This window comes from Streptomyces sp. NPDC048419, assembly GCF_043200415.1.
Lineage (GTDB): Bacteria > Actinomycetota > Actinomycetes > Streptomycetales > Streptomycetaceae > Streptomyces.
The window spans coordinates 49,261-73,569 of sequence record NZ_JBICXT010000022.1; the positions used below are offsets into that span (position 1 = coordinate 49,261).

25 protein-coding genes are annotated in these 24,309 nt (G+C 70.8%); 13 read left to right on the top strand and 12 right to left on the bottom strand.

Translation table 11 applies throughout. The features are described 5' to 3' along the window. Positions 1 to 198 precede the first annotated feature (198 nt). Positions 199 to 945 carry a L,D-transpeptidase family protein gene (locus ACGFYN_RS35290; RefSeq protein WP_393870022.1) on the bottom strand — a complete coding sequence of 249 codons (747 nt, stop codon included), beginning with the start codon at positions 943 to 945 and terminating at the stop codon, positions 199 to 201. Positions 946 to 1,079: 134 nt separating this feature from the next. On the opposite strand from ACGFYN_RS35290, the gene ACGFYN_RS35295 reads away from it, so the two are divergent. Then, a complete protein-coding gene (locus ACGFYN_RS35295) occupies positions 1,080 to 2,927 on the top strand; it encodes an ABC transporter transmembrane domain-containing protein (RefSeq protein WP_393870023.1) in 1,848 nt (615 codons plus the stop codon). Then, complete coding sequence (locus ACGFYN_RS35300; RefSeq protein WP_393870024.1) at positions 2,924 to 4,705, top strand: ABC transporter ATP-binding protein; 1,782 nt, start codon at positions 2,924 to 2,926, stop codon at positions 4,703 to 4,705. Before ACGFYN_RS35295 ends, ACGFYN_RS35300 begins: the two co-directional genes overlap by 4 nt. A 101-nt stretch (positions 4,706 to 4,806) precedes the next feature. Here the strand turns inward: ACGFYN_RS35300 and ACGFYN_RS35305 are convergent, their stop codons facing one another. Continuing rightward, a complete protein-coding gene (locus tag ACGFYN_RS35305) occupies positions 4,807 to 5,349 on the bottom strand; it encodes a hypothetical protein (protein WP_393870025.1) in 543 nt (180 codons plus the stop codon). A 104-nt stretch (positions 5,350 to 5,453) separates the two neighbouring features. Between ACGFYN_RS35305 and ACGFYN_RS35310 the strand changes: the two genes are divergently transcribed. From ACGFYN_RS35310 to ACGFYN_RS35325, 4 genes are all read left to right on the top strand, one after another. After that, complete coding sequence (locus ACGFYN_RS35310) at positions 5,454 to 6,056, top strand: RNA polymerase sigma factor (RefSeq protein WP_393870026.1); 603 nt, start codon at positions 5,454 to 5,456, stop codon at positions 6,054 to 6,056. After that, positions 6,040 to 6,741 (top strand): hypothetical protein, encoded by a 702-nt coding sequence (locus ACGFYN_RS35315; RefSeq protein WP_393870027.1) that lies wholly within the window; start codon positions 6,040 to 6,042, stop codon positions 6,739 to 6,741. The genes ACGFYN_RS35310 and ACGFYN_RS35315 overlap by 17 nt, the downstream gene beginning before the upstream one ends. 203 nt (positions 6,742 to 6,944) lie before the next feature. Beyond that, a complete protein-coding gene (locus ACGFYN_RS35320; protein WP_393870028.1) occupies positions 6,945 to 7,415 on the top strand; it encodes a DUF5709 domain-containing protein in 471 nt (156 codons plus the stop codon). A 55-nt stretch (positions 7,416 to 7,470) separates the two neighbouring features. Continuing rightward, on the top strand, positions 7,471 to 7,743 hold the full coding sequence (locus tag ACGFYN_RS35325; protein WP_393870029.1) for a type B 50S ribosomal protein L31: 273 nt from the start codon (positions 7,471 to 7,473) through the stop codon (positions 7,741 to 7,743). Between the two features lie 15 nt (positions 7,744 to 7,758). Here the strand turns inward: ACGFYN_RS35325 and ACGFYN_RS35330 are convergent, their stop codons facing one another. After that, positions 7,759 to 8,553 carry a metal-dependent hydrolase gene (locus ACGFYN_RS35330; RefSeq protein WP_393870030.1) on the bottom strand — a complete coding sequence of 265 codons (795 nt, stop codon included), beginning with the start codon at positions 8,551 to 8,553 and terminating at the stop codon, positions 7,759 to 7,761. A gap of 145 nt (positions 8,554 to 8,698) precedes the next feature. Here ACGFYN_RS35330 and ACGFYN_RS35335 point away from each other — a divergent pair, with 145 nt between their 5' ends. After that, the gene (locus ACGFYN_RS35335) at positions 8,699 to 11,212 is read left to right on the top strand and encodes a DEAD/DEAH box helicase (protein ID WP_393870031.1); all 2,514 of its coding nucleotides are present in this window, start codon (positions 8,699 to 8,701) and stop codon (positions 11,210 to 11,212) included. 20 nt (positions 11,213 to 11,232) lie between these two features. Beyond that, positions 11,233 to 12,099, top strand: a complete 867-nt coding sequence (locus ACGFYN_RS35340; protein ID WP_393870032.1) for an acyl-CoA thioesterase — start codon at positions 11,233 to 11,235, stop codon at positions 12,097 to 12,099. Between the two features lie 80 nt (positions 12,100 to 12,179). Here ACGFYN_RS35340 and ACGFYN_RS35345 read toward each other — a convergent pair whose 3' ends face one another. Continuing rightward, positions 12,180 to 12,755 (bottom strand): CGNR zinc finger domain-containing protein, encoded by a 576-nt coding sequence (locus ACGFYN_RS35345; RefSeq protein WP_393870033.1) that lies wholly within the window; start codon positions 12,753 to 12,755, stop codon positions 12,180 to 12,182. A 99-nt stretch (positions 12,756 to 12,854) separates the two neighbouring features. On the opposite strand from ACGFYN_RS35345, the gene ACGFYN_RS35350 reads away from it, so the two are divergent. Further along, positions 12,855 to 14,018 (top strand): epoxide hydrolase, encoded by a 1,164-nt coding sequence (locus ACGFYN_RS35350; RefSeq protein ID WP_393870034.1) that lies wholly within the window; start codon positions 12,855 to 12,857, stop codon positions 14,016 to 14,018. A 185-nt stretch (positions 14,019 to 14,203) separates the two neighbouring features. On the opposite strand, the gene ACGFYN_RS35355 is transcribed toward ACGFYN_RS35350, so the two are convergent. Next, positions 14,204 to 15,160: a DUF6397 family protein gene (locus tag ACGFYN_RS35355; RefSeq protein ID WP_393870035.1), complete on the bottom strand. Its 957-nt coding sequence runs from the start codon at positions 15,158 to 15,160 to the stop codon at positions 14,204 to 14,206. 126 nt (positions 15,161 to 15,286) lie between these two features. Then, positions 15,287 to 15,700 carry a roadblock/LC7 domain-containing protein gene (locus ACGFYN_RS35360; protein ID WP_393870036.1) on the bottom strand — a complete coding sequence of 138 codons (414 nt, stop codon included), beginning with the start codon at positions 15,698 to 15,700 and terminating at the stop codon, positions 15,287 to 15,289. A 92-nt stretch (positions 15,701 to 15,792) separates the two neighbouring features. On the opposite strand from ACGFYN_RS35360, the gene ACGFYN_RS35365 reads away from it, so the two are divergent. Beyond that, the gene (locus tag ACGFYN_RS35365; protein ID WP_393870037.1) at positions 15,793 to 16,221 is read left to right on the top strand and encodes a PPOX class F420-dependent oxidoreductase; all 429 of its coding nucleotides are present in this window, start codon (positions 15,793 to 15,795) and stop codon (positions 16,219 to 16,221) included. Positions 16,222 to 16,346: 125 nt separating this feature from the next. Here ACGFYN_RS35365 and ACGFYN_RS35370 read toward each other — a convergent pair whose 3' ends face one another. Next, on the bottom strand, positions 16,347 to 17,258 hold the full coding sequence (locus ACGFYN_RS35370; RefSeq protein WP_393870038.1) for a LysR family transcriptional regulator: 912 nt from the start codon (positions 17,256 to 17,258) through the stop codon (positions 16,347 to 16,349). A 106-nt stretch (positions 17,259 to 17,364) separates the two neighbouring features. Between ACGFYN_RS35370 and ACGFYN_RS35375 the strand changes: the two genes are divergently transcribed. Both ACGFYN_RS35375 and ACGFYN_RS35380 read left to right on the top strand, forming a co-directional pair. After that, a complete protein-coding gene (locus ACGFYN_RS35375) occupies positions 17,365 to 17,988 on the top strand; it encodes a carboxymuconolactone decarboxylase family protein (protein ID WP_393870039.1) in 624 nt (207 codons plus the stop codon). Positions 17,989 to 18,072: 84 nt separating this feature from the next. Continuing rightward, positions 18,073 to 18,504, top strand: coding sequence for a tautomerase family protein (locus ACGFYN_RS35380; RefSeq protein WP_393870040.1), 432 nt, complete (start codon positions 18,073 to 18,075; stop codon positions 18,502 to 18,504). Between the two features lie 78 nt (positions 18,505 to 18,582). Here ACGFYN_RS35380 and ACGFYN_RS35385 read toward each other — a convergent pair whose 3' ends face one another. The 5 genes from ACGFYN_RS35385 to ACGFYN_RS35405 all read right to left on the bottom strand — a co-directional run bounded on the left by ACGFYN_RS35385 (position 18,583) and on the right by ACGFYN_RS35405 (position 23,525). Then, on the bottom strand, positions 18,583 to 19,188 hold the full coding sequence (locus ACGFYN_RS35385; RefSeq protein WP_393870041.1) for an ATP/GTP-binding protein: 606 nt from the start codon (positions 19,186 to 19,188) through the stop codon (positions 18,583 to 18,585). A gap of 131 nt (positions 19,189 to 19,319) precedes the next feature. After that, the gene (locus ACGFYN_RS35390; RefSeq protein ID WP_393870042.1) at positions 19,320 to 19,733 is read right to left on the bottom strand and encodes a DUF742 domain-containing protein; all 414 of its coding nucleotides are present in this window, start codon (positions 19,731 to 19,733) and stop codon (positions 19,320 to 19,322) included. A gap of 28 nt (positions 19,734 to 19,761) precedes the next feature. Then, positions 19,762 to 20,199, bottom strand: coding sequence for a roadblock/LC7 domain-containing protein (locus tag ACGFYN_RS35395; RefSeq protein WP_393870043.1), 438 nt, complete (start codon positions 20,197 to 20,199; stop codon positions 19,762 to 19,764). Beyond that, a complete protein-coding gene (locus ACGFYN_RS35400; RefSeq protein ID WP_393870044.1) occupies positions 20,196 to 22,715 on the bottom strand; it encodes a nitrate- and nitrite sensing domain-containing protein in 2,520 nt (839 codons plus the stop codon). Before ACGFYN_RS35400 ends, ACGFYN_RS35395 begins: the two co-directional genes overlap by 4 nt. A gap of 39 nt (positions 22,716 to 22,754) precedes the next feature. Next, on the bottom strand, positions 22,755 to 23,525 hold the full coding sequence (locus tag ACGFYN_RS35405) for an MHYT domain-containing protein (RefSeq protein ID WP_393870045.1): 771 nt from the start codon (positions 23,523 to 23,525) through the stop codon (positions 22,755 to 22,757). 152 nt (positions 23,526 to 23,677) lie between these two features. On the opposite strand from ACGFYN_RS35405, the gene ACGFYN_RS35410 reads away from it, so the two are divergent. Further along, entirely contained in the window at positions 23,678 to 24,277 is a 600-nt protein-coding gene (locus ACGFYN_RS35410; RefSeq protein ID WP_393870046.1) for a class I SAM-dependent methyltransferase, read from the top strand. The last annotated feature ends 32 nt before the right edge of the window (positions 24,278 to 24,309 follow it).

Genomic DNA, 24,309 nt, shown 5'->3' on the forward strand with positions numbered 1-24,309 from the left:
CGGGCGTGCGGGCCCGCGCGGTGCGGCGGGGGCGCGCCCGCGGCGCCCCCCGCCCCCCCCGGGGGCGGGGGCGGGGGGGGGGGGGGGCCGGCCCCGGGCCCCCCCCCCCCCACCACCGATCCTCGCGGCCCGGACATCACCGGACCTGAGTACGGGTACTCAACTCGCCCTGGGTGATGGGGGCTTGGCCGCTGAGGCCTAGGCCTTCAGGCCTGCCCTGTCCCCCATCACCATCACCGGATGCAGATCCGGGTCGAGTGTCCGCAGCAGATACTCCATCGCCGACTTGGACACGCTGATGCACGCCGACGTACCGCTGCCGTGGTCCATGTGCAGCCAGATGCCGCCGCCTTTCTCGTCGCCCTGGGGGCGGTCCGGGTCGTCGGGCGGGGTGCCCTTGACGCGGTTGTAGTCGATGGCGATGACGTAGTCGAAGTCGTGCCAGTGGGACTCCGCCCAGTAGTGCGGGGCCGCGAAGGATGCGTCCTGCGTGTAGGGGAGGCGGGCACCGGGGTCGGCGAGGGTACCGCCCGCGTCGGACAGGGTGAACACACCGATCGGGCTGCGCCGGTCACCCTCGTGGTGGTCGGCGGTCCAGCCCTTCTTGCCGTTGTGCGCGGGCCAGCCGCGGGTGCGCTCCCAGGTCGAGCCGCGCTTGATGTACAGCACGGCGTTGGAGTACGCGGAGTTCCTGCCGGCGCCGTAGACCGCCACGACCTGGCGGGAGTCGGCGGGGATGCGGCGGTGCAGTCGGTCGCCGATGCCGGGGATCGTACGGGTACTGGTGGTGTCGGCGGTGTGCGGGCTCCTGAGGGCGACGCTGCCCGCAGCACCCTTTTCACCCTTGTCTCCCTGCTGTTCGCTGCCGCAGCCGGACGTGAGGGCCAGGAGGGTTCCGAGGGCCGCTGCCGCGACCGCTGTACGAGATGCACCGTTCTTTCGCATCGTCCCATTCTGTACGGCGCGGCAGAAAACCTGTTGCTTCCGACCACGCCGCGAGGCGAACCTTTCACGGTTTGCTACCGCCGTTCGCGGTCCCCATCAACCAACTGACACGAGCCACTGGGACGTCAGCCGTCATGCAGATTCAAGACCTTCCGTATCCCGACCCGGGCGTGCCGGACGCGCGTTCGGGTCCCCGGTTCCTGTGGTGGCTGGGCCGGAATCAACTGGGCGGCCAGTTCAAGGCGATGGCCTGGGGCCTGCTGCACTTCACGTCGGTCTCCGCGCTGCCGTTCTGCGTCGGCATGGCCATCCAGGCAGCGGTCGACCGCTCGGGGAGCCAACTTGCCCTCGCGGGCGGCCTGTTGGCGCTTGCCGCGTTCGGCATCGCGCTCGGCGACACCTTCCTGCACCGCACCGCGGTCACCAACTGGATCACAGCCGCGGCCCGCGTGCAGCAACTGCTCGCCCGCAAGGCCGCGCGGCTGGGCTCGGCGCTGACGCGCCGCGTAGCGGCCGGCGAGGTCGTCGCCGTCTCCACCGGTGACGTCGAGAAGATCGGCTGGTTCGTCGAGGCCGTCTCGCGGTTCACCGCGGCGGCGCTCACGGTCGTAGTGGTCTGCGTGGCCCTGCTCGTCTACCAGCCGGCGCTCGGCCTGGTCGTCGCCGTGGGCCTGCCCGTGGTGGCGCTGGCCGCGCTGCCGCTGCTGCCGCGGGCGACCCGGCGCGCCGACTTCCAGCGCGAGAAGGCGGGGCGGGCCACCGAACTGGCCTCGGACACCGTCGCCGGCCTGCGCGTGCTGCGCGGCATCGGCGGCGAGGAGCTGTTCCTGGACCGCTACCGCAGCGCCTCCCAGGAGGTCCGCCGCGCAGCGGTGCGCAGCGCCCGCATGTGGTCCCTGATCTCCGCGATCCAGGTGCTGCTGCCGGGGCTGCTGATGGTCGGGGTCGTCTGGTACGGCATCCATCTGGCCCGCCAGGGACAGATCACGGTCGGCGAACTGGTCACCGTCTACAGCTCCGTGATGATCCTCGGGTACCCGCTGCGGCACTTCGAGGAGATCGCCATGGCCTACTCGTTCTCCCGGCCTTCCGCCCGGCGAGCCGCGCGGGTGTTGTCGCTGGAACGGGCCACGGACACCGACGGCGCGCGCTCGGACGACGTACCGAGTGACGACGTACCGAGTGACGACGTACCGAGTGGTGATCTGTACGACCCCGCCACCGGGCTGCTCGCTCCCGCGGGCCGGCTGACCGCCGTGGTGTGCGGTGACCCGGACGCGGCGGGCCGGCTGGCCGAGCGGCTGGGCGGGCATCCGTCCGAGCCGGGCGCGTCAGTCCTGCTGGGCGGTGTGCGGCTGGACGACCTGCCGCTGGATGCGGCCCGTCAGGCCGTGCTGGTGCAGGACAAGGACCCGGTGCTGCTGTCCGGGTCGCTGCACGAGCTGCTCGACGTGCCCGCCTCGGGGAGCGTCAGCGCGAAGGACGCGCTGACGGCCGCGCAGTGCGAGGACGTACTGGAGGCGCTCGCGCAGGGCTCGTTGGACGCCGAGGATGCGATGGACACGCGGATCACCGAACGCGGGCGGTCGCTGTCCGGCGGGCAGCGGCAGCGGCTCGCACTGGCCCGGTCGCTGATCACCGACCCGGACGTGCTCGTCCTGGACGAGCCGACCTCGGCCGTCGACTCGCACACCGAGGCGCGCATCGCGCGCGGCGTGCGCGGCCTGCGGGAGGGGCGCACGACGGTGGTGTTCACCTCCTCGCCGCTGCTCCTGGACCACGCGGACCGGGTCGTGCTCGTGCACGAGGGCGAGGTCGCCGCGGTCGGTATGCACCGCGAACTGGTGCGCACCGAGCCCCGCTACCGGGCCGTGGTCACCCGGGAAACGGACGAAGAGGCCGCCCTGAGCGGCGTATTGGACGGACGTCAGGAAGCCGACGTGCGAGCGGACGAACTTCAAGAGATCGAGGAGTCAGCATGATCGGCGTGGCGCCACCCGCGTACGACCCGGCGGCCCCGACGACGGCGAACACCCTGCCCGTCGGCGCCCCGGCGACCGTACGCGCGTATGTGGCCGAACTGTTCCGGCGCCACCGCCGCGCCTTCGTGATCCTGATGGCCGTCAACACGGTGTCCGTGATCGCCTCGATGGCGGGCCCGTGGCTGCTGGGCGATCTCGTGGAACGGGTGTCGGACGGCGCGAAGGAACTCCATCTGCCGCTCATCCTCTCGCTGTTCGTGTTCGCGCTGCTCGTCCAGGCCGTCTTCGTACGGGAGGTGCGGCTGCGCGGGGCGATGCTCGGCGAGCGGATGCTGGCCGACCTGCGCGAGGACTTCCTCGTCCGGTCGGTCGGGCTGCCCCCGGGTGTCCTGGAACGGGCCGGCACGGGCGACCTGCTGTCCCGCATCACCACGGACATCGACCGGCTCGCCAACGCGATGCGCGAGGCGGTGCCGCAACTGTCGATCGGCGTGGTCTGGGCGCTGCTGCTGATCGGCGGTCTCGTCGTCACGGTGCCGCCACTGGCGCCCGCCGTACTGGTCGCCGTGCCGCTGCTGGTGATCGGCTGCCGCTGGTACTTCAAGCGGGCGCCGTCGGGCTACCGTTCGGAGGCCGCGGGATACGCCGCCGTGGCCGCCGCGCTCGCCGAGACCGTCGACGCCGGGCGCACCGTCGAGGCCCACCGCCTGGGCGACCGCCGCATCGAGCTGTCCGAGCGGCGGGTGAAGGAGTGGACGGCCTGGGAGCGCTACACGCTGTGGCTGCGCTCCGTGCTCTTCCCGGTCATCAACCTCACCCATGCGACCGTGCTCGGCTCGGTGCTGATGATCGGCGGCGTGTTCGTCCTGCAGGGCTGGATCGGCGTGGGCCAGCTGACCACGGGCGCGCTCATCGCGCAGATGCTCGTGGACCCGGTGAACCTGATCCTTCGCTGGTACGACGAGCTGCAGGTGGCGCAGGTGTCGCTGGCCCGGCTGGTCGGCGTGCGCGACATCGAGCCGCACGCCGGGGAGCCGACGCTGGCCCCCGACGGCCGCGACGTGCACGCGGACCGGGTGCACTTCGGCTACCGCGAGGGCGTGGACGTCCTGCGCAAGGTGTCGCTGCAGGTCGCCCCCGGCACACGGCTGGCGCTGGTCGGCCCGTCCGGCGCGGGCAAGTCCACGCTGGGCCGCCTGCTCGCCGGCATCTACGCGCCCCGCAACGGCAACATCACCCTCGGCGGCGCGGAGCTGTCGCGGATGCCCGCCGAACGCGTCCGCTCGCACGTGGCTCTGGTCAACCAGGAGCACCACGTCTTCGTGGGCTCCCTGCGCGACAACCTGCTGCTGGCCCGCACCTCCGCCGCCGACGCAGAACTGTGGGCGGCGCTCGGGGCGGTCGACGCGGACGGCTGGGCACGGGCGCTGGACGACGGCCTGGACACCGAGGTCGGCTCGGGCGGTCAGGCGCTCACCCCGGCCCAGGCCCAGCAGATCGCGCTGGCCCGCCTGGTGCTGGCGGATCCGCACACGCTGGTCCTGGACGAGGCGACCTCACTGCTGGATCCGCGCGCGGCACGCCACCTCGAACGGTCCCTGGCCCGCGTCCTGGACGGCCGCACGGTGGTCGCCATCGCCCACCGCCTGCACACCGCCCACGACGCGGACGTGATCGCCGTAGTCGAGAACGGCCGCATCGCCGAACTCGGCAGCCACGAGGAACTGGTGGCGGCGGACGGCGCGTATGCGGCGCTGTGGCGGTCCTGGCACGGGTGAGCCGGCCCGATTCAGGGGTCGGGAGCTGCGCCACGGCGGCTCCCGACCGGCTGGCGTACAGCGGCTCCCGACCGGCTGGCCTACGGCGGCTCCCGGCCTGGTCAGTAGCCTCCGCCGCCGCTGCCCCCGCTGCTGTTGCCGCTGCCCGTGCTGCTCGACGCCGGGGCGGCCGTCTTGATCGCGGTGCCCTTGTCGTTCATGACGTACCAGATCTTGTCGATGCCCTGCCCCTTCACGTCACCGGCCGAGTGGTCGTTGGCGTAGTAGTAGAGCGGGTGTCCGGCGTACGTCACCTGCGCCTTACTGCCACCCTTCGTGGCGCTGATGAGGCTCGACTGCACGCCCTTGCCGGCGTGCGGCTTTCCCTCCATGTGCGGCCAGAGCCTGACGCACGCCGCGTTGCAGTTCATCGAGTTGGTGTTCCTGCCGTCCTCGGTGAACAGATACAGCGTGCGTCCGCTGCCGTCGGTGAGGATGTTGCCGAGCGGCGAGCTGCTGACCTTGATCGTGGAGGTGTCCATGGCGGCCGGCGCCTGACTGGTGGCATGGCTTCCGCCGCCTCCGCTGCTACTGCTGCCGCAGCCGGCCAGCGCCAGTGCCGACGCGAGTGCGAACCCGGCCACGGTGATCCTGCTGATGCTCATGATCTCTCCGTCCGTTTCGACGGAGGTTGTACGAGCGAGCGGCCCCGGCGGATTGCGCCGCGGCCGGTTCAATCCCTTCGGCCCTTTCATACGTACCTTTAGACATGGAGCTGTTCCCGCGTGCGAACCGGGTCGACGACGCCTCGCTCGTCGCCGGTCTCGCGCTGGGCGACGAGCAGGCGGCGCTCGCCTTCGTCCGCCGCTTCCAGGACGCCGTGTACGGCCTGGCCGTGTCGGTGACCCGCGATCCGGCGCTCGCCGAGGACGTCAGCCAGGAGGTGTTCGTACGGGCCTGGCGGGCCGCGGGCAACTACGACCCCCGGCGGGCCTCGGCCCTCACCTGGCTCCTCACGATCACCCGCAACGCCGCCATCGACGCCGTCCGGGCACGGCGCCCCACCCCGGTCCTGGCCGAGACGCTGGAACGGCTCCTGGACGCGACCCTGCGCTCCGGCGCCGACGCGAACGACACGGAGCGCCAGGCCCTGCTCGCCCTGGAGAGCGATCGCGCCCTCGCCCGCCTGCAAGCCCTGCCGCCCGAGCAGGCCCGCGCCGTCGCCCTGGCCGTGCTCGGCGGCTGCACCGCCGCCGAGGTGGGCCGGCACGAGAACATTCCCCTGGGCACCGCCAAGACCCGCATCCGCACCGGCCTGCGCAGGCTGCGCGACACGCTGAAGGAGGGAAGCCGCGATGGAACGCCACCCTGACGAGCAACGCCGTCCTGACGAGGAACGCCACCCCGACGAGGACGAACTGACCGCCCTGGCCCTCGGCACCCTCCCGGGCGAACCGGCAGAACTGCTGCGCCACCTCACCGCATGCGACACCTGCCGCACGGCCTACGACGACCTCTCCGCGGCCGTCGACGCCGTCCTCCCCGCAGCCCCCGCCGTCGCGGCCCCGCCCGGCTTCGACTCCCGGGTCCTGGACCGCCTCGAACTGCGCCGCCCCTCCCCCGCCCGTCGGCCCCGCCCCGCCCGCTGGCGCCACCGCACCCCGTTGCTGGTCGCCGCGGCCGCAGCGGCCGGTCTCTGCCTGGGCACGGCCGCCACGGCTGTGCTGCACCACGATTCCGCCCCGGTCCAGGTCGCGCCGAGCGAGCACGGCGCCGCGCTGGTCACCGGCTCGGGCGCCCGGGTCGGCACGGTGGAGCCGAGCAGCGCCGGCAACGAACGCGTGGTCGTCATGCAGATCACCGCGGGCAGCCCCGGCACGCACTACACCTGCCGGCTCCAGCTCAAGGACGGCTCCACCCGCGACGCCGGCCAGTGGTGGATGCCGTCGTCCGGGCGGGCCACCTGGATCGCGTACGGGTCGGCGGCCTCCATCCACCGCGTCGACCTGGTGACGGACGACGGCCACGTCTGGTCCTCGGCCGTTCTGTCCGGCTGAGCCCGCTGCCGATTCCTCCCTGCCGGTACCTCCTCCCGCCGTGCCGTTGCGCAGTCACGAAAAGGGGTGGAAGGCTGGATAACGGCACCGGCTCGGGGAGCGCCCTGGGACCATCGGTTCCTCCGGGGCGCAGCGGGTGCTCCGCGCGGCGACGGCCCGACGTCCGGCGCGGTCCGGGCCCGTCCCCACCACTGGAGGTATCCGTGAACAGCGCCGACGGATGGGGAGACGAGGTCTACCAGCCCGATGGATCCGAGATCCAGGAAGACTCGGGCATTCTCGACGCCGAGGACACGCTGGTCGACGACGGTGTCGACGACCCCCTCGACCGCGGCTGGTCCCCTCCGGACAGGCCGTGGGCGGTGGAGCACGCCGGTGTGACCGCCGCCGAGGCCAGACGCGGAGAGACCCTGGAGGAACGGCTCTCCGAGGAGATGCCCGAACTCGTCATGTCCGACGGCGACGGCCTCGGCGACTGCGACGGCTCCGACGGCGAACTCCTGGACAACGAGGTCGGCGACCGCCGCTCCGGCCGTCTCGTCGCCCCGGACGAGGGCACCCACGAGGACGACGAGAGCGCGCTGATCGCCACGGACGTGGGCATCGACGGCGCGGCGGCGTCCGCCGAGGAGGCGGCGATGCACGTCGTCGACGAGGACTCCCTGTCCGGCTGACCTGTCCGGCTCACCTGTCCGGCTGACCCCGGCGCCCAGCACCCAAGGAGCACGTATGCAGCAGGACAAGCAACCCGACTACCACCCGGTCGTCTTCCGCGACCGCGCCGCGGGCTACGCCTTCCTGACCCGGTCCACCGCCACCAGCGACCAGACCATCGACTGGGACGACGGCGAGACCTACCCGGTGGTGGACGTGGAGATCTCCTCCGAGAGCCACCCCTTCTACACCGGCAAGGCGCGAACGGTGGACACCGAGGGCCGCATCGCCCAGTTCGAGCGTCGCTTCGGCGGTGGAGCGGGCCAGGGCTCGGGCAGCGGCAGCTGAAGCAGCCCCCGACCCTCAGATGAAGTTCAGCGCCGCCGCGCAGCCCACCCCGCCCAGCAGCATGAACACCGGCATCAGCACCTTCAGCTCGACCCAGCTGCCCGCACGGAAACGCATGATCTTCGGCGGGCCGATGGGGTACCAGCGCTTGCGGCCCACCGGGATCGGCCACAGGACCGGGCAGCCGGAGACGGTCAGTGCGTCCCCGATGTCGTGCACGAGCGCGCCCAGCACGATCGGCAGCCCCAGCCACAGGTACTGCTGGCCGGGCTGGGTGAACAGCCAGTCGGAGCCGTTGCCCGGCTTGTCCAGCACACCGGCGAGGATGTACGCGCTGGTCGCGGCCAGCAGCCAGACCAGGACGTCGCTGCTGGAGCCGCGGGCCGCCCGCCACAGCAGACCCTCGATGGCCAGCACCATGTGGACGAAGAGGATGGCCAGCACCGCCCAGCGGCCACCGGTGATGGCGATGACCGACGTACCCGCACCGATCAGGACCGCCCACAGCCAGGTGTGCGTCAGCGTGCGGTGCCCCCCGGAGCGGCGCGGGTCGCCCTGCTTCCTCGTCGCCTTGTAGACGCCGTAGGAGATCTTGTCGACGATCTCGCACAGTCCCCGTGAGAGGGGACCGAAGGCCCTCGAGATGGTGGCGGCCTTGTGGTCCAGGTCCGGGGCGAGTGCGGCTCCGGCGCAGATCAGCGCGCCGACGAGGAGAACCGGCCAGGGCATGGGGTGCCCGGTGGCGGCGGCCGCCGCACCGACCCCGAGCCAGGCCGCGGCGCCCGACAGTGAGTGTGCTGGTCCCATCATGGCCGTTGCCCGTCCCATTCCTCTTGTGCCGCTGTCCAGTTGACCGGGTGCGCTGACACTCCGTCGGCGTCACAGCGTACTGGTCGTGATCTTCGTACCGGCAACCGATTCCCCTATGAGGGAGGACGCCAGGCAAGATGGGTGCGTGACCCTTATCGATCAGCTGCCGCCGACCGCCGACCCCGACGCTCTCTACGAGGCCTTCGAGTCGTGGGCCGAGGAGCGCGGTCTCACGCTCTATCCCCACCAGGAAGAGGCACTGATCGAGGTGGTCTCCGGCGCGAACGTGATCGTGTCGACGCCCACCGGCTCCGGCAAGAGCATGATCGCGGCGGGTGCGCACTTCGCCGCCCTGGCCCGGGACGAGGTCACCTTCTACACGGCCCCGATCAAGGCGCTGGTCTCGGAGAAGTTCTTCGAGCTGTGCAAGATGTTCGGCACCGAGAACGTCGGCATGCTGACCGGCGACGCGTCCGTGAACGCCGACGCGCCCGTCATCTGCTGCACCGCCGAGGTGCTGGCCTCGATCGCCCTGCGCGACGGCAAGAACGCCGACGTCGGCCAGGTCGTCATGGACGAGTTCCACTTCTACGCCGAGGGCGACCGCGGCTGGGCCTGGCAGATCCCGATCCTGGAGCTGCCGCAGGCGCAGTTCGTCCTGATGTCCGCCACGCTCGGCGACGTCTCGATGTTCGAGGAGGACCTCACCCGGCGCACCGGCCGCCCCACCGCGGTGGTCCGCTCGGCGACCCGTCCGGTGCCCCTGTCCTACTCCTACGAGCTCACCCCGCTCACCGAGACGCTGACCGAGCTGCTCACGACCAAGCAGGCTCCGGTCTACATCGTGCACTTCACGCAGGCGCAGGCCGTGGAGCGGGCGCAGGCGCTGATGAGCATCAACATGTGCACGCGCGAGGAGAAGGACCAGATCGCGGAACTGATCGGCAACTTCCGCTTCACCACCAAGTTCGGCCGCAACCTCTCGCGCTACGTCCGGCACGGCATCGGCGTGCATCACGCCGGCATGCTGCCCAAGTACCGGCGCCTGGTGGAAAAGCTCGCCCAGGCCGGCCTGCTGAAGGTCATCTGCGGCACGGACACCCTCGGCGTCGGCGTCAACGTCCCCATCCGCACAGTGCTGTTCACGGCGCTCACCAAGTACGACGGCAGCCGGGTGCGCACGCTGCGCGCCCGCGAGTTCCACCAGATCGCCGGACGCGCAGGGCGGGCCGGCTTCGACACGGCGGGCTACGTCGTCGCGCAGGCGCCGGAGCACGTCATCGAGAACGAGAAGGCGCTCGCCAAGGCGGGCGACGACCCGAAGAAGCGCCGCAAGGTCGTGCGCAAGAAGGCGCCCGAGGGCTTCGTCGGATGGACGGAGAACACCTTCGAGAAGCTGATCGCCTCCGACCCGGAGCCGCTGACCTCCCGCTTCCGCGTGACGCACACGATGCTGCTGTCGGTCATCGCGCGCCCCGGCAACGCCTTCGACGCGATGCGGCACCTGCTCGAGGACAACCACGAGCCGCGCAAGCAGCAACTGCGGCACATCCGGCGGGCGATCGCCATCTACCGCTCCCTGCTGGACGGCGGCATCGTCGAAAAACTCGACGAGCCGGACCCCGCCGGCCGCATCGTCCGCCTCACCGTGGACCTGCAGCAGGACTTCGCCCTCAACCAGCCGCTGTCCACGTTCGCGCTCGCCGCGTTCGAACTCCTCGACCCGGACTCGCCGTCCTACGCCCTGGACATGGTCTCCGTGGTGGAGTCCACGCTGGACGATCCGCGGCAGATCCTCGTCGCCCAGCTGAACAAGGCCAAGGGCGAGGCCGTGGCCGCGATGAAGGCGGACGGCGTCGAGTACGAGGAGCGCATGGAGCGCCTCCAGGACATCAGCTATCCCAAGCCTCTGGAGGAGCTGCTCTTCCATGCCTACAACACGTACCGCAAGAGCCACCCATGGGTCGGCGACCACCCGCTGTCGCCGAAGTCCGTGATCCGCGACATGTACGAACGGGCCATGTCCTTCACGGAGTTGGTGTCCTTCTACGAGCTGGCCCGCACCGAGGGCATCGTGCTGCGCTACCTCGCCAGCGCGTTCAAGACCCTGGACCACAACATCCCGGACGACCTGAAGTCCGAGGACCTCCAGGACCTCATCGAGTGGCTCGGCGAGATGGTCCGCCAGGTCGACTCCAGCCTGCTCGACGAGTGGGAGCAGCTCGCCAACCCCGAGGTGATGACGGCCGAGGAGGCCCAGGAGAGGGCCGACGAGGTCAAGCCCGTCACCAGCAACGCCCGCGCGTTCAGGGTCCTGGTCCGCAACGCCATGTTCCGCCGCGTCGAGCTCGCCGCCCTCGACCACGTCGACGAACTGGGCGAGATGGACGCCGATTCCGGCTGGGACGCGGACGCGTGGGGCGAGGCGATGGACAAGTACTGGGACGAGTACGAGGACTTGGGCACCGGTCCCGACGCCCGCGGCCCCAAGCTGCTGCGCATCGAGGAGGACGCTGAGCACGGTCTGTGGCGCGTGCGGCAGACCTTCGCCGACCCCAACGGCGACCACGACTGGGGCATCAGCGCGGAGATCGACCTCTCGGCCTCGGACACGGAGGGCCGCGCGGTCGTCCGCCTCACCGACGTCGGCCAGCTGTGAGCCAAGGAGAGATCCCCCGCATGACGAACCCGGCCGAGCGCCTCGTCGACCTGCTCGACCTGGAACAGATCGAGGTCAACATCTTCCGCGGCCGCAGCCCGCAGGAGTCCCTGCAGCGGGTCTTCGGCGGCCAGGTGGCGGGCCAGGCCCTGGTCGCCGCCGGCCGCACCACCGACAGCGATCGCCCGGTGCACTCGCTGCACGCCTACTTGCTGCGCCCGGGCCGGCCCGGCGTGCCCATCGTCTACCAGGTGGAACGGGTGCGCGACGGCAGGTCGTTCACGACCCGCCGGGTCACCGCCGTGCAGCAGGGCCGCACGATCTTCAACCTCACCGCCTCCTTCCACAAGCCCGAGGAAGGACCCTTCGAGCACCAGCTGCCACCGGCCCGCAAGGTCCCGGACCCGGAGTCGCTGCCGACGGTGATGCAGGAGGTCCGCGAGCATCTGGGCGCCCTGCCCGAGCAGTTGGAGCGGATGGCCCGGCGCCAGCCCTTCGACATCCGCTACGTGGACCGGCTGCGCTGGACCGCCGAGGAGGTCAAGGAAGCCGAACCGCGCAGCGCCGTGTGGATGCGCGCGGTCGGCCCGCTCGGCGACGCCCCGCTGGTGCACACCTGCGCCCTGACCTACGCCAGTGACATGACCCTGCTGGACGCCGTCCGCCTCCCCATCGAACCCCTTTGGGGCCCACGCAGCTTCGACATGGCCTCCCTGGACCACGCCATGTGGTTCCACCGCCCCTTCCGCGCGGACGAGTGGTTCCTCTACGACCAGGAGTCCCCGATCGCCACGGGCGGCCGCGGCCTGGCACGCGGCCGGATCTACGACGTGGAGGGCAGGCTGCTGGTGTCGGTGGTCCAGGAGGGGCTGTTCCGGGCGCTGTAGATCAGGTGGTTCAGCCCCACCCTGGCCGCCACATACGCCGTCGGCGTGGGGCCTGCCCGGATGTGGACCGAGGCTGACGATTACGTCGCTGATCTGGGGCTTTTGCGCTGATTGGCATTGAAGCGCGCCTTCTTCTGACGATTCCCGCACGTGTTCATGTCACACCACCTGCGGGTGCGACTTTGACTGGTGTCGAAGAAGGCGGCTTGGCAGGTCGGCGATGCGCACAAGGCCAATTTTCCGTCTCGTTCGCCCGCGAGGATGCTGATCGCGTCGGCGGCGATCACGCCCAGGGCGTCTTCTACGCAGGAAGCCGAGCTGAGCCGCCATTGCCGATGGCCCTCGGGTGTCAGGAGCGCTGCGGCCCTGCCTTGAACGCTGCGGTCATTGATGACTTGGACAGCAGACTCAGGCAGAGCGTCCTGGATCGCGGCCGCTGTAAGCGTGGCGTGAATTGATTCCCTCAGTTCCCAAGCGAGTTCGAGCTGGGCGGTTGTGCAGGACTCCACGGCGAGGCCACTCACCACGAGCCAGTCGACGAGTCGCTGCGGCACGGGGATGCGTTCCACGGCGTCGCCACGACGCTCCGTCAGGGTCGCCGTGAAGCTGGTCGCCAGCACCTTGCCGAGACGGAAGTCAGGGTACCGAGCATGCATGGAACCACCTTAGCCGGTTGCACACCGGCATCGAGACTGTTAGAACCGTCTTAGACGGTTCTCAGGTCCAAGCCGGTTCCACGACGACCAGGAGGTCTCATGTCCAGCGACGTGCAAGCATTTGAAGCCCACGCAACTGACGCCGACCTCGACGATCTGCGCGCGCGACTGGCCGCGGCGCGGCTGCCGGAAGCCGAGACGGTCCATCGCGCAGCGCCCGGCCCTCGCCGATGGGAGCAGGGCGTTCCTCTCGCCGACCTCGTCGACGTCGTGAACTACTGGCGCACCGAGTACAACTGGCGGTCGTTCGAAGCGCGTCTTGACCGGATCGGCCAGTTCCGCACGACCGTTGATGGTCTGGGAATCCACTTCCTGCACCGCCGATCCGCGCGCGCAGATGCCACTCCCCTGGTCTTGACGCACGGCTGGCCAGGCAGCATCGTCGAGTTCGTCGATGTAGTGGACGAGCTGGCAGATCCGAAAGATGCGGACGCGCCGGCGTTCCACGTCGTGGTCCCGTCGCTGCCAGGCTTTGGCTTCAGTGACAAGCCGACCACCACCGGGTGGGGAATCGAAAAGATCGCGGCAGCATGGGTGGAACTGATGGGAAGGCTCGGCTACAGCAAGTTCGTAGCCCAGGGCGGCGACTGGGGAGGTGTGATCACCACGGTCCTCGGCGGCAGGTTCCCGGCGCACGTTCTCGGCATCCACACAACGTTCGCGGAGGCCCCGCCCGGGTTGACGACGGACGGGCTGACGGCGACCGAGCGCGAATGGACCGAGGAAACCCGCGATTTCTGGCTCAACCGCGCGGCGTACGCGAAGCAACAGGCGACCCGGCCGCAGACCATCGGCTACTCGCTCGTCGACTCACCGGTCGGGCTTCTCGCCTGGATCCTCGACAAGTTCGCCGAGTGGACAGATACCGACGACAGCCCGTTCGAGACGATTTCCAGGGACCGCGTTCTTGACGACGTCTCCCTGTACTGGCTGACGCGGACCGGAGCATCGGCGGCCCGCATCTACTACGAAAGCCACAAGTCGCTCGACCCCGAACTTCGGGTCGATGTCCCGTCAGCAATCAGCATGTATCCCCGCGACATCGAGAAGTGTCCGCGCGTTTGGGCACAGGAGCGGTACCGGCAGATCGTCCGATGGGGGTCGCCCAAAACCGGGGGACATTTCCCGTCGCTGGAGGTTCCCGAGTATTTCGTCAGGGATCTGCAAGAGGGCCTCGCTGCAGTGCTGGCCGCAAGTCGGTGAACGCGGCCGGGTCGGAGTACGAATCCACCGGCTGATGTTCTGCTGGTGTGAGGTGACGGTGCGTGGGTGCCGGTGTTGCGCAGGTGCAGATTGTCGGCGAGAGGAGCTGCAGCCCGACCCGCTCGGTGAGGCGCAGGAGCGGGACGAGCCCGGCGTCAGGGACGAAGTCCTGGACAAGCCCAGAGTTAAGCGGTGTCGCGCCGCAGCCACCGCATCAGGCCGCGCGAGCGTGGCGGTTCCTCTGGGACCGGCTGGATCTGGTCCGTCGCCGGAGCGGGCGTCGCGCGCGGCGGCACGGGGGCCACGGGAGCCGAACACGACGGTGTCGGCGTCGGGCGCGCTCCGGAAGCCGGGCGCGGCGCGGGCTGGAGTGTGCGCGCCTCGCTCACCGCCTGGGCCAGATCGGCTCGCAGCCAGCAGATCTCGTCCGGGTCCTGCGCCATGGCGAGGCTCTCGGCCAGCCGCGCGGCGGGCGAACCGGGTGCGCCGTGCGTGGACGGCCTGGGCCGAAACCTGTTCAAGTGGGCGCGCTCGTAGGGGTCCTGCACGATCTCCGCGACCTGGGCAGCGTCGAGCAGCGAGGCCACGGCCGCCGCATACGCCCACGGGTGGTCGCCGGCCTGTCGCCGCAGGAAACCGAGATTCCGGCCCCGCCAGGTCCGGGGCCGCAGATCCAGTCCCGTCTCCAGCCGCTCCCGCAGATCGGAGGGCGTACGGCCGGCCAGCAATTGCGCGTTGGTCTCGTCGGCCGCGAACTGCCGTAGTTCTTCGGCCAGATAGAGCCAGACGACGGCCCGGTATCGATTGAGGTAGAAGCGGACCGGGACGACGACGCCGAGCCTGGCCAGCCGGGTGAACCTGCCGTGGGAGACCTTCAGCAGGTCAGCGCCGTCCCTGGTCCCCACGGCCTCGACGCGTTGCTGCAGCGCCTCGGGATATCCCTCCTCGGCACACAGCCGATCGATCTCGGTTCGGGCGACCCGCAGGCCCCCGCCTCCCTCGTCGGGCACGGCGCGGATGTGTCCGAGGTTCACGGCGAGGTCGAACTCTCCTCGCTTGAGCCCCAGTTCCCGCGCCGCCCGGCTCGGCGTGCAGAAGGTGTTGAAGGTGTCGTTCGCTTGCGTGACGGTGTTGCCTGACATGGTCGGTCTCCCCCGTGGAGTGCGTGGTCCGCGCCGTCCGCGCGGCCTCGGGAAAAACCGTAGCCGCATCGGCGGATCTTGGGGCTGGCCTGTGGATAACCCCAAGGGAGAGGGTAAATGTGCAGGTCAGGAGTCTGCCTTCGGGAAGACCTCGGGCTGCCGGGTCTCCACGTCGAGGCGCTCTCCGACCCGGTTGACGAGCAGGGTCATCTCATAGGCGATCTGGCCGATGTCGGCCTCGGCACCGGCGAGGACGCACAGACAGCTGCTGTTGCCGGCGGCGGTGACGAACAGCACCGCGTCGTCGAACTCGACCATGGTCTGGCGCACTCTGCCCGCGCCGAAGTGGCGTCCCGAGCCCTTGGCCAGGCTGTGCAGTCCGGACGAGACGGCGGCGAGGTGCTCGGCGTCCTCGCGCCGCAGCCCCGTGCTCGCTCCCGTGACCAGCCCGTCGTTGGACAGGACCAAAGCGTGCCGTACGTGTTCGACACGCTCGGTCAGATCGTCCAGCAGCCAGTCAAGTCCCTGGTTCTGCGCCATGTTCCGGTCTCCCCGTGTGACGACTCCCCCTGGCCGGAGGATCTCCAGCAAGCCTTCACCACCACCGGCCCACGGGCAAGGAGGATAGGTCCATGGCGCAGAAGATGACCGAGGAAGAGTGGCGGGCGTTCCTCTCGCAGGGCACCCGCACCGCGAAGCTCGCGACCGTCCGGGCGGACGGAAGCCCACATGTGACGCCGATCTGGTTCGTGCTCGACGGTGACGACCTGGTGTTCAACACCGCCGGCACCAGCGTGAAGGGACGCAACCTCGTCCGTGACGGCCGGGTCGCCCTGTGCGTCGACGACGACAGGCCGCCCTTCGACTTCGTCGTGCTGCACGGCCGTGCCCGGATCTCCGAGGATCCCGGGGAGTTGAGGCACTGGGCCGCCCGCATCGGCGCCCGGTACATGAGTGAGGACCGCGCGGAGGAGTTCGGGGCCCGCAACGGCGTACCGGGCGAACTCCTGGTTCGCGTCGCGATCGACAAGGTCCTGACCGTGAAGGGCGTCGCGAACTGAGCTTGTTCTCTCGCCCCGTCCGGCCAGCATGCCGACCATGCTCGGTCTTCACCTCGCATCGGGCCGAGGTCGGCAAAGCTCAACGCCCGGGACAGCGACGCGGACGGGGACAGGGACAGGGACGGTCAGTCCGCGAGGTCGGCCGCCTGCCGGCGCAGCGCGTGTGTCAGCGCCTGCGTGGGAGCCTCGACGGGACCCGGCATGCGCACCAGGCTGACGCGTCGTACCTCCTCCGCAACGCCTTCGACGGGCACGAAGCGCACGCCGGGCGGGACGACGGGCAGCAGTGTGGGCGTGGCTGTGGTGATGCCGGCACCGGCCGCGACCAGGTGGAGCTTGGTCAGCCAGTCGCGGGCGGTGTGACGGACCTTGGGCCGCCCGGGCAGCCCGGGCCAGACGCCGAGCAGTGGCTCGTTCGCGGTGCCGGGACTGGCGATCCACGGTTCGCGCGCGATCTCCTCGACGCTGACGCTGCCCCGTTCGGCGAACGGCCCGCCCGCCGGCACCGCCACGGCCAGGTGCGTTTCCAGCAGTGGCTCGACACTCAAGGGCGGATCTTCCGTGTCCGGCGAACGGTGCGGTGGCCTGGAGGAGAGGATCGCGAGATCCAGGGTGCCGGCACGCAGCGCGCGCACCAGCGAGGGAGTGGTCCCCTCACGCGTCGTCACCTGGAGGTGCGGGTTCTCGCGGCGCAACATCGTCAGGGCATGGGGCACGATCACCGCTCCGGCGGTGGGGAAGAAGCCGAGCCGGACGCGGCCCCTCTCGAGCTCCTCCGCTCCGCGCAACTCCCGGTCGGCCGCCTCCAGGGCGTCCAGGGCGACAACGGCGTTGCGCAGCAGGGCACGGCCTGAGCCGGTCAGCCGGACACCACCGGCGAAGCGGTCGAAAAGCCGGACACCGGTTGCCTGTTCCAGCGCAGCCATCTGCCGGGAGACGGCCGACTGCGTGTACCCGAGCGCGTCTGCCGCAGCGGTGAAGGTGCCTCGCTCCGCCACCTCGCGCAGCATTCGCAGCCCGACCAGCGTCATCTCCATGAGCGTTCCGTTTGGTCTCCATGAGCTATGAACATGAGTAATCAGCATGTCCATTATGCCGAACATTCGCTGGTGGAATGTCTCCTGCGTTCCTAGCGTGGAGGGCGTGAACGAGCACCCCGTCAACGGAACTTCCGGACTGGGCGGCCGGTTGTCCCTCCTGCCTCCCGACGCCCTCGATGAAGCACAACGCGCACTGCGCGACCGTCTGCAGGCCACGCGAGCGCGCGACGCCCAGGAGGCGGGCTACACGGCCGCCCTGCCCGACGGGCGGTTCATCGGACCGTTCAACGCCCTGCTGCGCACACCGCACATCGCCCGGCCTCTACTGGAGTGGGCCCAGGCGCTCACCCGGGCGGGCATTCCGGCGGATGTCCGAGAGGTGGTCATCCTCACCGTGGCCGCTCACTGGCGGGCCGAGTACGCCCTGTACGCCCACACCGCGGCTGCCGGGAAGGCCGGTCTGCCCGGCCCTGCCATCGCATCTCTGCTCCGTGGCGAGGCTCCGCGCGGTCTGCGCCCCGACGCTGATATCGCCCACCGTCTGGCCGTCGCGCTGGTCCGCGACCATCACGTGCCGGACGACCTGTATGACGAGGCAGCGGCGGCGTTCGGCACCAACACACTCATCGCCCTGGTCAGCCTCGTCGGCCAGTACCTCAGCACCTCGGCCCTGCTGGCCTGCTTCCAGGTACCGGCACCCGGCCACACCCAGGCACCCGCCACGTGAAACGCCGGCCCGAGGCACCGCTGACGGCCCGGACAAGAACCAGGAACCGGAAAGCACCGGGAACGTGAAGGAAGGCAAGACACCATGCCGCTGATCAACGTCTATCTGCGCCAGGGCACCAGCTCCGAGTACCGCCGGAACGTGTCCCTGGGCATCCACAAGGCGATGGTGGACGTCCTGAAGATCCCTCAGGACGACCAGTTCCATGTCTTCCACGAGGTGTCGCCCGACAACTTCCAGATGCAGCCGGTCGTGTTCGGTCTGCCCCGCGGCGAGCGCGCCATGCTCATCCAGATGTCCTTCAACCACCGCACCGCCGAGCAGAAGGCCGAGCTGTTCCAGGCGGTCGTCGACAACCTGCGGCTGTTCGCCGACGTTCCTGAAGAGGACATCCTGATGATGGTCGTCGAGACGGCCCGCGAGAACTGGTGGGCGGCCGGCCGCGTCGTCGACCCCGCCACCGGCTACGACGAGCGCATGAACGACGTCCTCACCGGCGCCGAGGCGCCGAGCTGAGCCCGCGCCGGAACCGTAGGACAAGCCGGCCGTGCCTGCCCGCCGACAAATCCCGTAGCACCCGATCGAAACCAGCTGTCAGCCAACCGAGTTGAGCAGTCGGGCGGTGTGCACCCGCCCTGCGTACTCGACGAGGCTGATCAGCACCTCCTTTCCGGACGCGCGGTCTCGGGCGTCGCAGAGCACCACCGGTGTGCCGCTGTCGAGGTCGAGTGCGTGGGAGATGTCTTCGGCTTCGTAGGTGCGGCTGCCGGTGAAGCAGTTGACGGCCACCACGAACGGGATGCTGCGGTGCTCGAAGTAGTCCACCGCGGGGAAGCAGTCCGCGAGTCGTCGGGTGTCGGCCATGACCACGGCGCCGAGCGCGCCGTGCGCCAGCTCGTCCCACAGGAACCAGAAGCGGTCCTGGCCGGGCGTGCCGAAGAGGTAGAGCGAGAGGCCGGAGCGGATGGTGATGCGGCCGAAGTCCATGGCGACGGTCGTGGTGACCTTCTGGTCCACGCCGCCGGTGTGGTCCACCGACCGCCCGGCCTCGCTGAGCAGTTCCTCGGTGCGCAGCGGCCTGATCTCGCTGACCGCGCCCACCAGGGTGGTCTTGCCCACGCCGAAGCCGCCGGCGACCAGGATCTTCAGCGCCAGCGGGGCCGTGTCACCGCTGTCCGCGTCGGAGTACTCGGAGACCATCGATCACTTCTCTCGGGATTGCCGGCCAGGGCCGACGCAACTGGGCATCATCACAACTACGTTCTCTCTGCGAAGGCTCGGCCCGGTCGGCGTGCGCGTCCTGGCGGCTTCGTCTACAGCCCCGAAGCCCTTCACAGCCCTCGCAGTCCTTCGATCACCTCGCGCAGCACGACTTCGTCCGGGAGCTGACCGGGCGGCGCCGGACGGCTCACGAAGACGCAGCCGAGCTCCAGCAGATCGCCCAGAAGCACGCGGACGACTCCCACCGGGAGGTCGACGCCCGCGGCGAGTTCGGCGACCGACTGGGTCTCCGTACGGCACAGTTCGATCAGGGCCCGGTGTTCGGGCCCGAGCCCCATGTCGTATCCGGGACGTGGCGCGCCCAGGTTGAGGGTGACCAGGGCGATCAGGTCGCAGTGGACTCCGGCGAGACCGGGCCGGGTGCGTCCGCCCGTCAAGGCGTACGGGCGGACGAGCGGCCCGGCCTCGCCGTCGTACCACTGACTGCCCGGCACGCGCGTGCCGCCGTTGCTGTCCTGACTCATGGGTGCGCCTCACCTCGCCCAACCCGCCTCACCGGCCGGTGGGCGGCCGCGCGGTGGCGCGCGTCGGCGTGTACAGGTGCTCGCCGACGCGTTTGACCAGCCGTGCCATCTCGTACGCCACCAGGCCGATGTCGGCGCTCACGGCGGTGAGGACGGCGAGGCAGGAGCCGTCGCCGGCGGCGGCCACGAACAGGAAGCCGTCGTCCATCTCCACCAGCGTCTGGCGCACCCCGCCCGTGCCGAAGTGGCGTCCCGCGCCCTTGGCGAGGCTGTGGAAGCCGGAGGCCACGGCGGCGAGGTGTTCGGCGTCCTCGCGGCGCAGGTCGGTCGAGGCGCCCACGGCGAGGCCGTCGTTGGAGAGCACCACGGCGTGCCGCACCTCGCGCACGCGCATCACCAAGTCGTCCAGCAGCCAGTCGAGTTCGCCTGAGCGCCGGGAGGCTCTCGGGCTCGGTTCCTGGATCATGCGCGGTCTCCTTCGCTGCTGTCGCGGCGCGGTGTGGGATCCGGTCCGGCACCGCGGCCGGGCTGCCTGCCGCCGCCGCGCCGCCAGCCGTCGCGGTAGGCCGCGATGCGCTCGCGTACGTCCTCGGGGGTGCGCCGGTCCTCGCGCGGGGAGGCCGGGCCGGCCGATGTCCGCATCGGCTCCTCGGTGTGGCGTGCGCGCAGTTGGGGGGCGAGGTTTGCCTGGCGTACGCGGCGTGGCAGGTCTTCGGACTCTTCTCTGTCCTCCGGGGGACGGTGCAGGCGCAAGGTGGTGACTCCGGGAGGTTGGGGGTCGGACGTCGTCTCCGCCGCGGCCGGCAAGTGCGCCACCAGCGCGGGCCGTTCTGCCGTCGCCGGGACGGACTCCTGGTGCGTTGCGGCGTCGGGTGTGCGCGCGTACGCGCGTGCCACGGCCGGCGGTGCGTCCGAGGCCTGGTCCGGCGAGCGTTCGGCCGTGCCCTCGTGCAGCAGTGCCGTGGGGATCAGGACGACCGCGGTGGTGCCGCCGTAGGGCGAGGTGCGCAGGTGCACCTTGATGCCTTGGCGGGCCGCGAGCTTGCTGACGACGAACAGGCCCAGCCGGTCGCTGTCGAAGAGGTCCAGTGCCTCGGACTGCTCGATGCGCCGGTTGGCCTCGGCCAGGGTTTGGGTGCCCATGCCCAGGCCCCGGTCCTCGACCTCGATGACGTAGCCGTTGCCGACGGGTTCGCCGATGACGCGCACGCGCGTGTGCGGCGGCGAGAACTGCGCCGCGTTCTCGATGAGTTCGGCCAGCAGGTGGGTGAGGTCGGCGACGGCCGCGCCGACGACGGACGCCACCGGGAACTGCCGTACCTCCACGCGCGCGTAGTCCTCGACCTCCGACACGGCCGCGCGCACCACGTTGGTCAGCGGGACCGGCATGCGCCAGGCCCGGCCGGGTGCTGCCCCGGAGAGGATGATCAGGCTCTCGGCGTGGCGGCGCATGCGGGTGGTGAGGTGGTCGAGCCGGAAGAGGTCGCCGAGTTCGTTCGGGTCGTCGGAGCGGCGCTCCATGCTGTCGAGCAGGTTCAGTTGGCGGTGGACGAGCACCTGGCTGCGGCGGGCGAGGTTGACGAAGACTCCGGAGATGCCGCTGGCGAGTTCGGCGCGCTCGACGGCTGCCCTGAGGGCGGCGCGGTGCACGGTGCCCAACGCCTCGGCGACCTGTCCGGCCTCGTCCTCTGTGGGCCGCCCGGGCGGGGCCTCGGCCTGTACGTCGATCTCCTCGCCCGCGCGCAGCCTGCGCATCGCGTCGGGCAGGCTGCGCCGGGCGATCTCCAGGGCGCTGTCGCGCAGGCTCACCAGCTCGACGACGAGGCCGCGTCCGATGCGGACCGAGATGACGAACGAGGTGATGATCGCGAGGAGGCCGAAGAGGACGGCGGCACCGGCCGGGGTGAGCAGAGCGCGGCGGAAGGGGGCGGCCCGGTCGACCATGCCGCGTGCCGCGTCCCCCTGGATCGTCTGCATCCCGTGCTGCACGCGCGCGTGCGCGTCGGTCCAGGTGGTCTCGGGTGCCGTGGTGAGCGGCCCCGGGGTGCCGTCGACGGCCGCGTCCTCCGCCGTGGTGAGTGCGGCGTACGAGCTGCTGCCGGCGAGCGTGTGCCAGGCGTCGCGCTGCGGTCCGCGCAGGTCGGTGGCCGCGGCGTCGGTGAGGGCGCGGCGGGTGGCGACGGCCCCGGTGAACAGCCGCAGCCGCTCACCGCTGAGGGCATCGGCCGGGCGGACGCCGGCCAGCACCGCGTCCTCCTGGGCCAACGCCTCTCCCGCGCGGGAGAGTTCGAGCAGCACGCGCACGTCGGAGCCGAGTCCGGCGTCCTGGATGCCGGTGAGCGCGCCGTCCACGCCGAAGGCGCCGCCGATGGTGTGGGTGTACTGCGCGTACGTCGTCTCCCAGGCCGCGCGGCGGTCGAGCACGGAGGCTCGCAGGGACCGCAGCCCTTCGGCACCTTCGACGAAGGCCTCGAGCCGCCGGTTCACCGCGGCGGGCAGTTCCTCGCTGTCGGCGACGGTGTGGTGGTTCCCGAGCCGGAGTTTGGCCAGTGCCTTGTCGGTGCGGCCGGCCAGCTTCTTGTAGGTGCCGCACTGTCCCGCTGCCGGGACGGTGGTGCAGCGCACCGCGGCCGTGCGTTCGGCCTGCAGCGCGGCGACAGTTGTGGCGAGCGGGGTGCGGATCTGGGCGTCGACGCGCTGCACCTGCCTCAGGCGTGCGATGTCCTGCGCGGTGGTGACGGTGGCGTAGGACCACAAGGCCAGCAGCGAGACCACCGGCACCATCAGGAGGCAGACGATCTTCGCGCGTACCGTGCGCGGGCGTATCCGCCAGCGGCTCTCGGGTGCGGCCGCGCCGCCCGTGGCTCCGCCCGCGGGTTCGTCCTGGTCCTCGTCGGCGGCCGGACCGGCATGGGCCCGCCGGCCGCGCACGGGAGGTGGTGGCGACGGCTCGGCGCCCGGTGTCCATCGGGGTGTACGCATGGCCTCCTCGCTCGGGCAGGTGATGGGGGCGGGCCGGCCCTAGGGGGCGGTCTCGACCGGCCGCTGTGCCGGGGCGGGCGCCTCGCCCTCCCCGGTCGTCGGCGACAGTGCGACGAAGGCCGAGGTCAGGAACAAGTAGGAACCGAGGCCGACGGCGAGGGGGAAGATGAACTGCATCGCCGTGGCCCCGGGCAGGGTCTGGCCGGACGGCGTGACGCGGACGCTCACCGCGAGCATGCCGGTGTAGTGCATGCTGCTCACCGCGGCTCCCATGATCAGCGAGGCGGCGGTGACGGCGAGCGGTGACTTGATGTTGAGGCCCGCCCACAGGGCCGCCGTCGCCGCGATCACGGCGATCAGCACGGAGAGCACGACGAGCGCGGGGTCGTAGCTGACGTCGCCGTGCAACTGCACCGCCGCCATGCCCAGGTAGTGCATGCTCGCCACACCGAGCCCGGTGGTGACTCCGCCGAGCAGGAGCGCGCGGGTGCGGTCGCGACCGTAGCCGACGGCGAAGACGCCGGCACAGACCATGATCATCGCGACGAGGAGGCTGGCGAGGGTGAGCGGCACGTCGTAGCGGATGTCGGTGCCGCTGACTCCGAATCCGAGCATGGCCACGAAGTGCATGGTCCAGATGCCGGTGGCGATCGCCGAGGCCGCGGTGAGGAGCCAGTTGCGGCGTGAGCGTCCGGTGGCGCCGAGCGCGCGGACGGTGCAGCGCAGCCCGAGTGCGGCGCCTGTGCACGCCATCGCGTACGACAGCACGGGGGTCAGCCAGCCGAACGTGGCATGGTCCATGTGTCCCATGGCCCCGGGACGCTAGACCCGTCGGGGGCGCGTCAAGGGGGCGCATTTCGAAAGCTGTTGGAAGATGACGCAGAGGTGCAACTGAACGACCGCGTCACGCTCGAACGTGTGCACTGCGGCGTCATCCGTGTCGGTGAGGGAGCATGCGGAACATGAGCGACGGCCACACACACGTCCAGGAATTCTTCGGCGCCCGTGCCGCCGACTGGGACAGCCGCTTCCCCGACGACGGCCCGGCCTACGCCGCCGCGGTCGCCGATCTGGGGCTGCGCGAGGGCGATCGGGTGCTCGACGCGGGCTGCGGCACCGGCAGGGCCCTGACGCCGCTGCGCGCCGCCGTGGGGGCCTCGGGAGTCGTCCTCGGGGCCGATCTGACCCCGGCCATGCTTCAGGCCGCCGTACGCGCAGGCAGGGCCGACGACGGGCAGCTGCTGATCGCCGACGTGGCCGCGCTGCCACTGCAGTCGCACGCGCTCGACGCCGTGTTCGCCGCCGGCCTCATCGCGCATCTGCCCCAGCCGGGCGAGAACCTGCGGGAGTTGGCCCGGGTGGTCCGCCCGGGCGGCAAACTCGCGCTGTTCCACCCCATCGGCCGGGCGGCGCTGGCGGCGCGGCAGGGCCGCCAGATCACCCCTGACGACCTGCGGGCGGAGCCCAATCTCCGCCCGCTGCTGGCCGGTTCGGGCTGGCGTATGACCTCCTACGTGGACGAGGACGCCCGCTTCCTGGCACTGGCCGTGCTGGATGGCTGAGCCTCGGCGCACCGGCCGTACGCAAGGCTGAG

What these genes read in the sequence shown, in the direction of transcription:
- ACGFYN_RS35290 (WP_393870022.1), bottom strand. Translation starts at nt 945, where the DNA reads ATGCGAAAGAACGGTGCATCTCGTACAGCGGTCGCGGCAGCGGCCCTC.
- ACGFYN_RS35295 (WP_393870023.1), top strand. Translation starts at nt 1,080, where the DNA reads ATGCAGATTCAAGACCTTCCGTATCCCGACCCGGGCGTGCCGGACGCG.
- ACGFYN_RS35300 (WP_393870024.1), top strand. Translation starts at nt 2,924, where the DNA reads ATGATCGGCGTGGCGCCACCCGCGTACGACCCGGCGGCCCCGACGACG.
- ACGFYN_RS35305 (WP_393870025.1), bottom strand. Translation starts at nt 5,349, where the DNA reads ATGAGCATCAGCAGGATCACCGTGGCCGGGTTCGCACTCGCGTCGGCA.
- ACGFYN_RS35310 (WP_393870026.1), top strand. Translation starts at nt 5,454, where the DNA reads ATGGAGCTGTTCCCGCGTGCGAACCGGGTCGACGACGCCTCGCTCGTC.
- ACGFYN_RS35315 (WP_393870027.1), top strand. Translation starts at nt 6,040, where the DNA reads ATGGAACGCCACCCTGACGAGCAACGCCGTCCTGACGAGGAACGCCAC.
- ACGFYN_RS35325 (WP_393870029.1), top strand. Translation starts at nt 7,471, where the DNA reads ATGCAGCAGGACAAGCAACCCGACTACCACCCGGTCGTCTTCCGCGAC.
- ACGFYN_RS35330 (WP_393870030.1), bottom strand. Translation starts at nt 8,553, where the DNA reads ATGATGGGACCAGCACACTCACTGTCGGGCGCCGCGGCCTGGCTCGGG.
- ACGFYN_RS35340 (WP_393870032.1), top strand. Translation starts at nt 11,233, where the DNA reads ATGACGAACCCGGCCGAGCGCCTCGTCGACCTGCTCGACCTGGAACAG.
- ACGFYN_RS35345 (WP_393870033.1), bottom strand. Translation starts at nt 12,755, where the DNA reads ATGCATGCTCGGTACCCTGACTTCCGTCTCGGCAAGGTGCTGGCGACC.
- ACGFYN_RS35350 (WP_393870034.1), top strand. Translation starts at nt 12,855, where the DNA reads ATGTCCAGCGACGTGCAAGCATTTGAAGCCCACGCAACTGACGCCGAC.
- ACGFYN_RS35355 (WP_393870035.1), bottom strand. Translation starts at nt 15,160, where the DNA reads ATGTCAGGCAACACCGTCACGCAAGCGAACGACACCTTCAACACCTTC.
- ACGFYN_RS35360 (WP_393870036.1), bottom strand. Translation starts at nt 15,700, where the DNA reads ATGGCGCAGAACCAGGGACTTGACTGGCTGCTGGACGATCTGACCGAG.
- ACGFYN_RS35365 (WP_393870037.1), top strand. Translation starts at nt 15,793, where the DNA reads ATGGCGCAGAAGATGACCGAGGAAGAGTGGCGGGCGTTCCTCTCGCAG.
- ACGFYN_RS35370 (WP_393870038.1), bottom strand. Translation starts at nt 17,258, where the DNA reads ATGGAGATGACGCTGGTCGGGCTGCGAATGCTGCGCGAGGTGGCGGAG.
- ACGFYN_RS35380 (WP_393870040.1), top strand. Translation starts at nt 18,073, where the DNA reads ATGCCGCTGATCAACGTCTATCTGCGCCAGGGCACCAGCTCCGAGTAC.
- ACGFYN_RS35385 (WP_393870041.1), bottom strand. Translation starts at nt 19,188, where the DNA reads ATGGTCTCCGAGTACTCCGACGCGGACAGCGGTGACACGGCCCCGCTG.
- ACGFYN_RS35390 (WP_393870042.1), bottom strand. Translation starts at nt 19,733, where the DNA reads ATGAGTCAGGACAGCAACGGCGGCACGCGCGTGCCGGGCAGTCAGTGG.
- ACGFYN_RS35395 (WP_393870043.1), bottom strand. Translation starts at nt 20,199, where the DNA reads ATGATCCAGGAACCGAGCCCGAGAGCCTCCCGGCGCTCAGGCGAACTC.
- ACGFYN_RS35400 (WP_393870044.1), bottom strand. Translation starts at nt 22,715, where the DNA reads ATGCGTACACCCCGATGGACACCGGGCGCCGAGCCGTCGCCACCACCT.
- ACGFYN_RS35405 (WP_393870045.1), bottom strand. Translation starts at nt 23,525, where the DNA reads ATGGGACACATGGACCATGCCACGTTCGGCTGGCTGACCCCCGTGCTG.
- ACGFYN_RS35410 (WP_393870046.1), top strand. Translation starts at nt 23,678, where the DNA reads ATGAGCGACGGCCACACACACGTCCAGGAATTCTTCGGCGCCCGTGCC.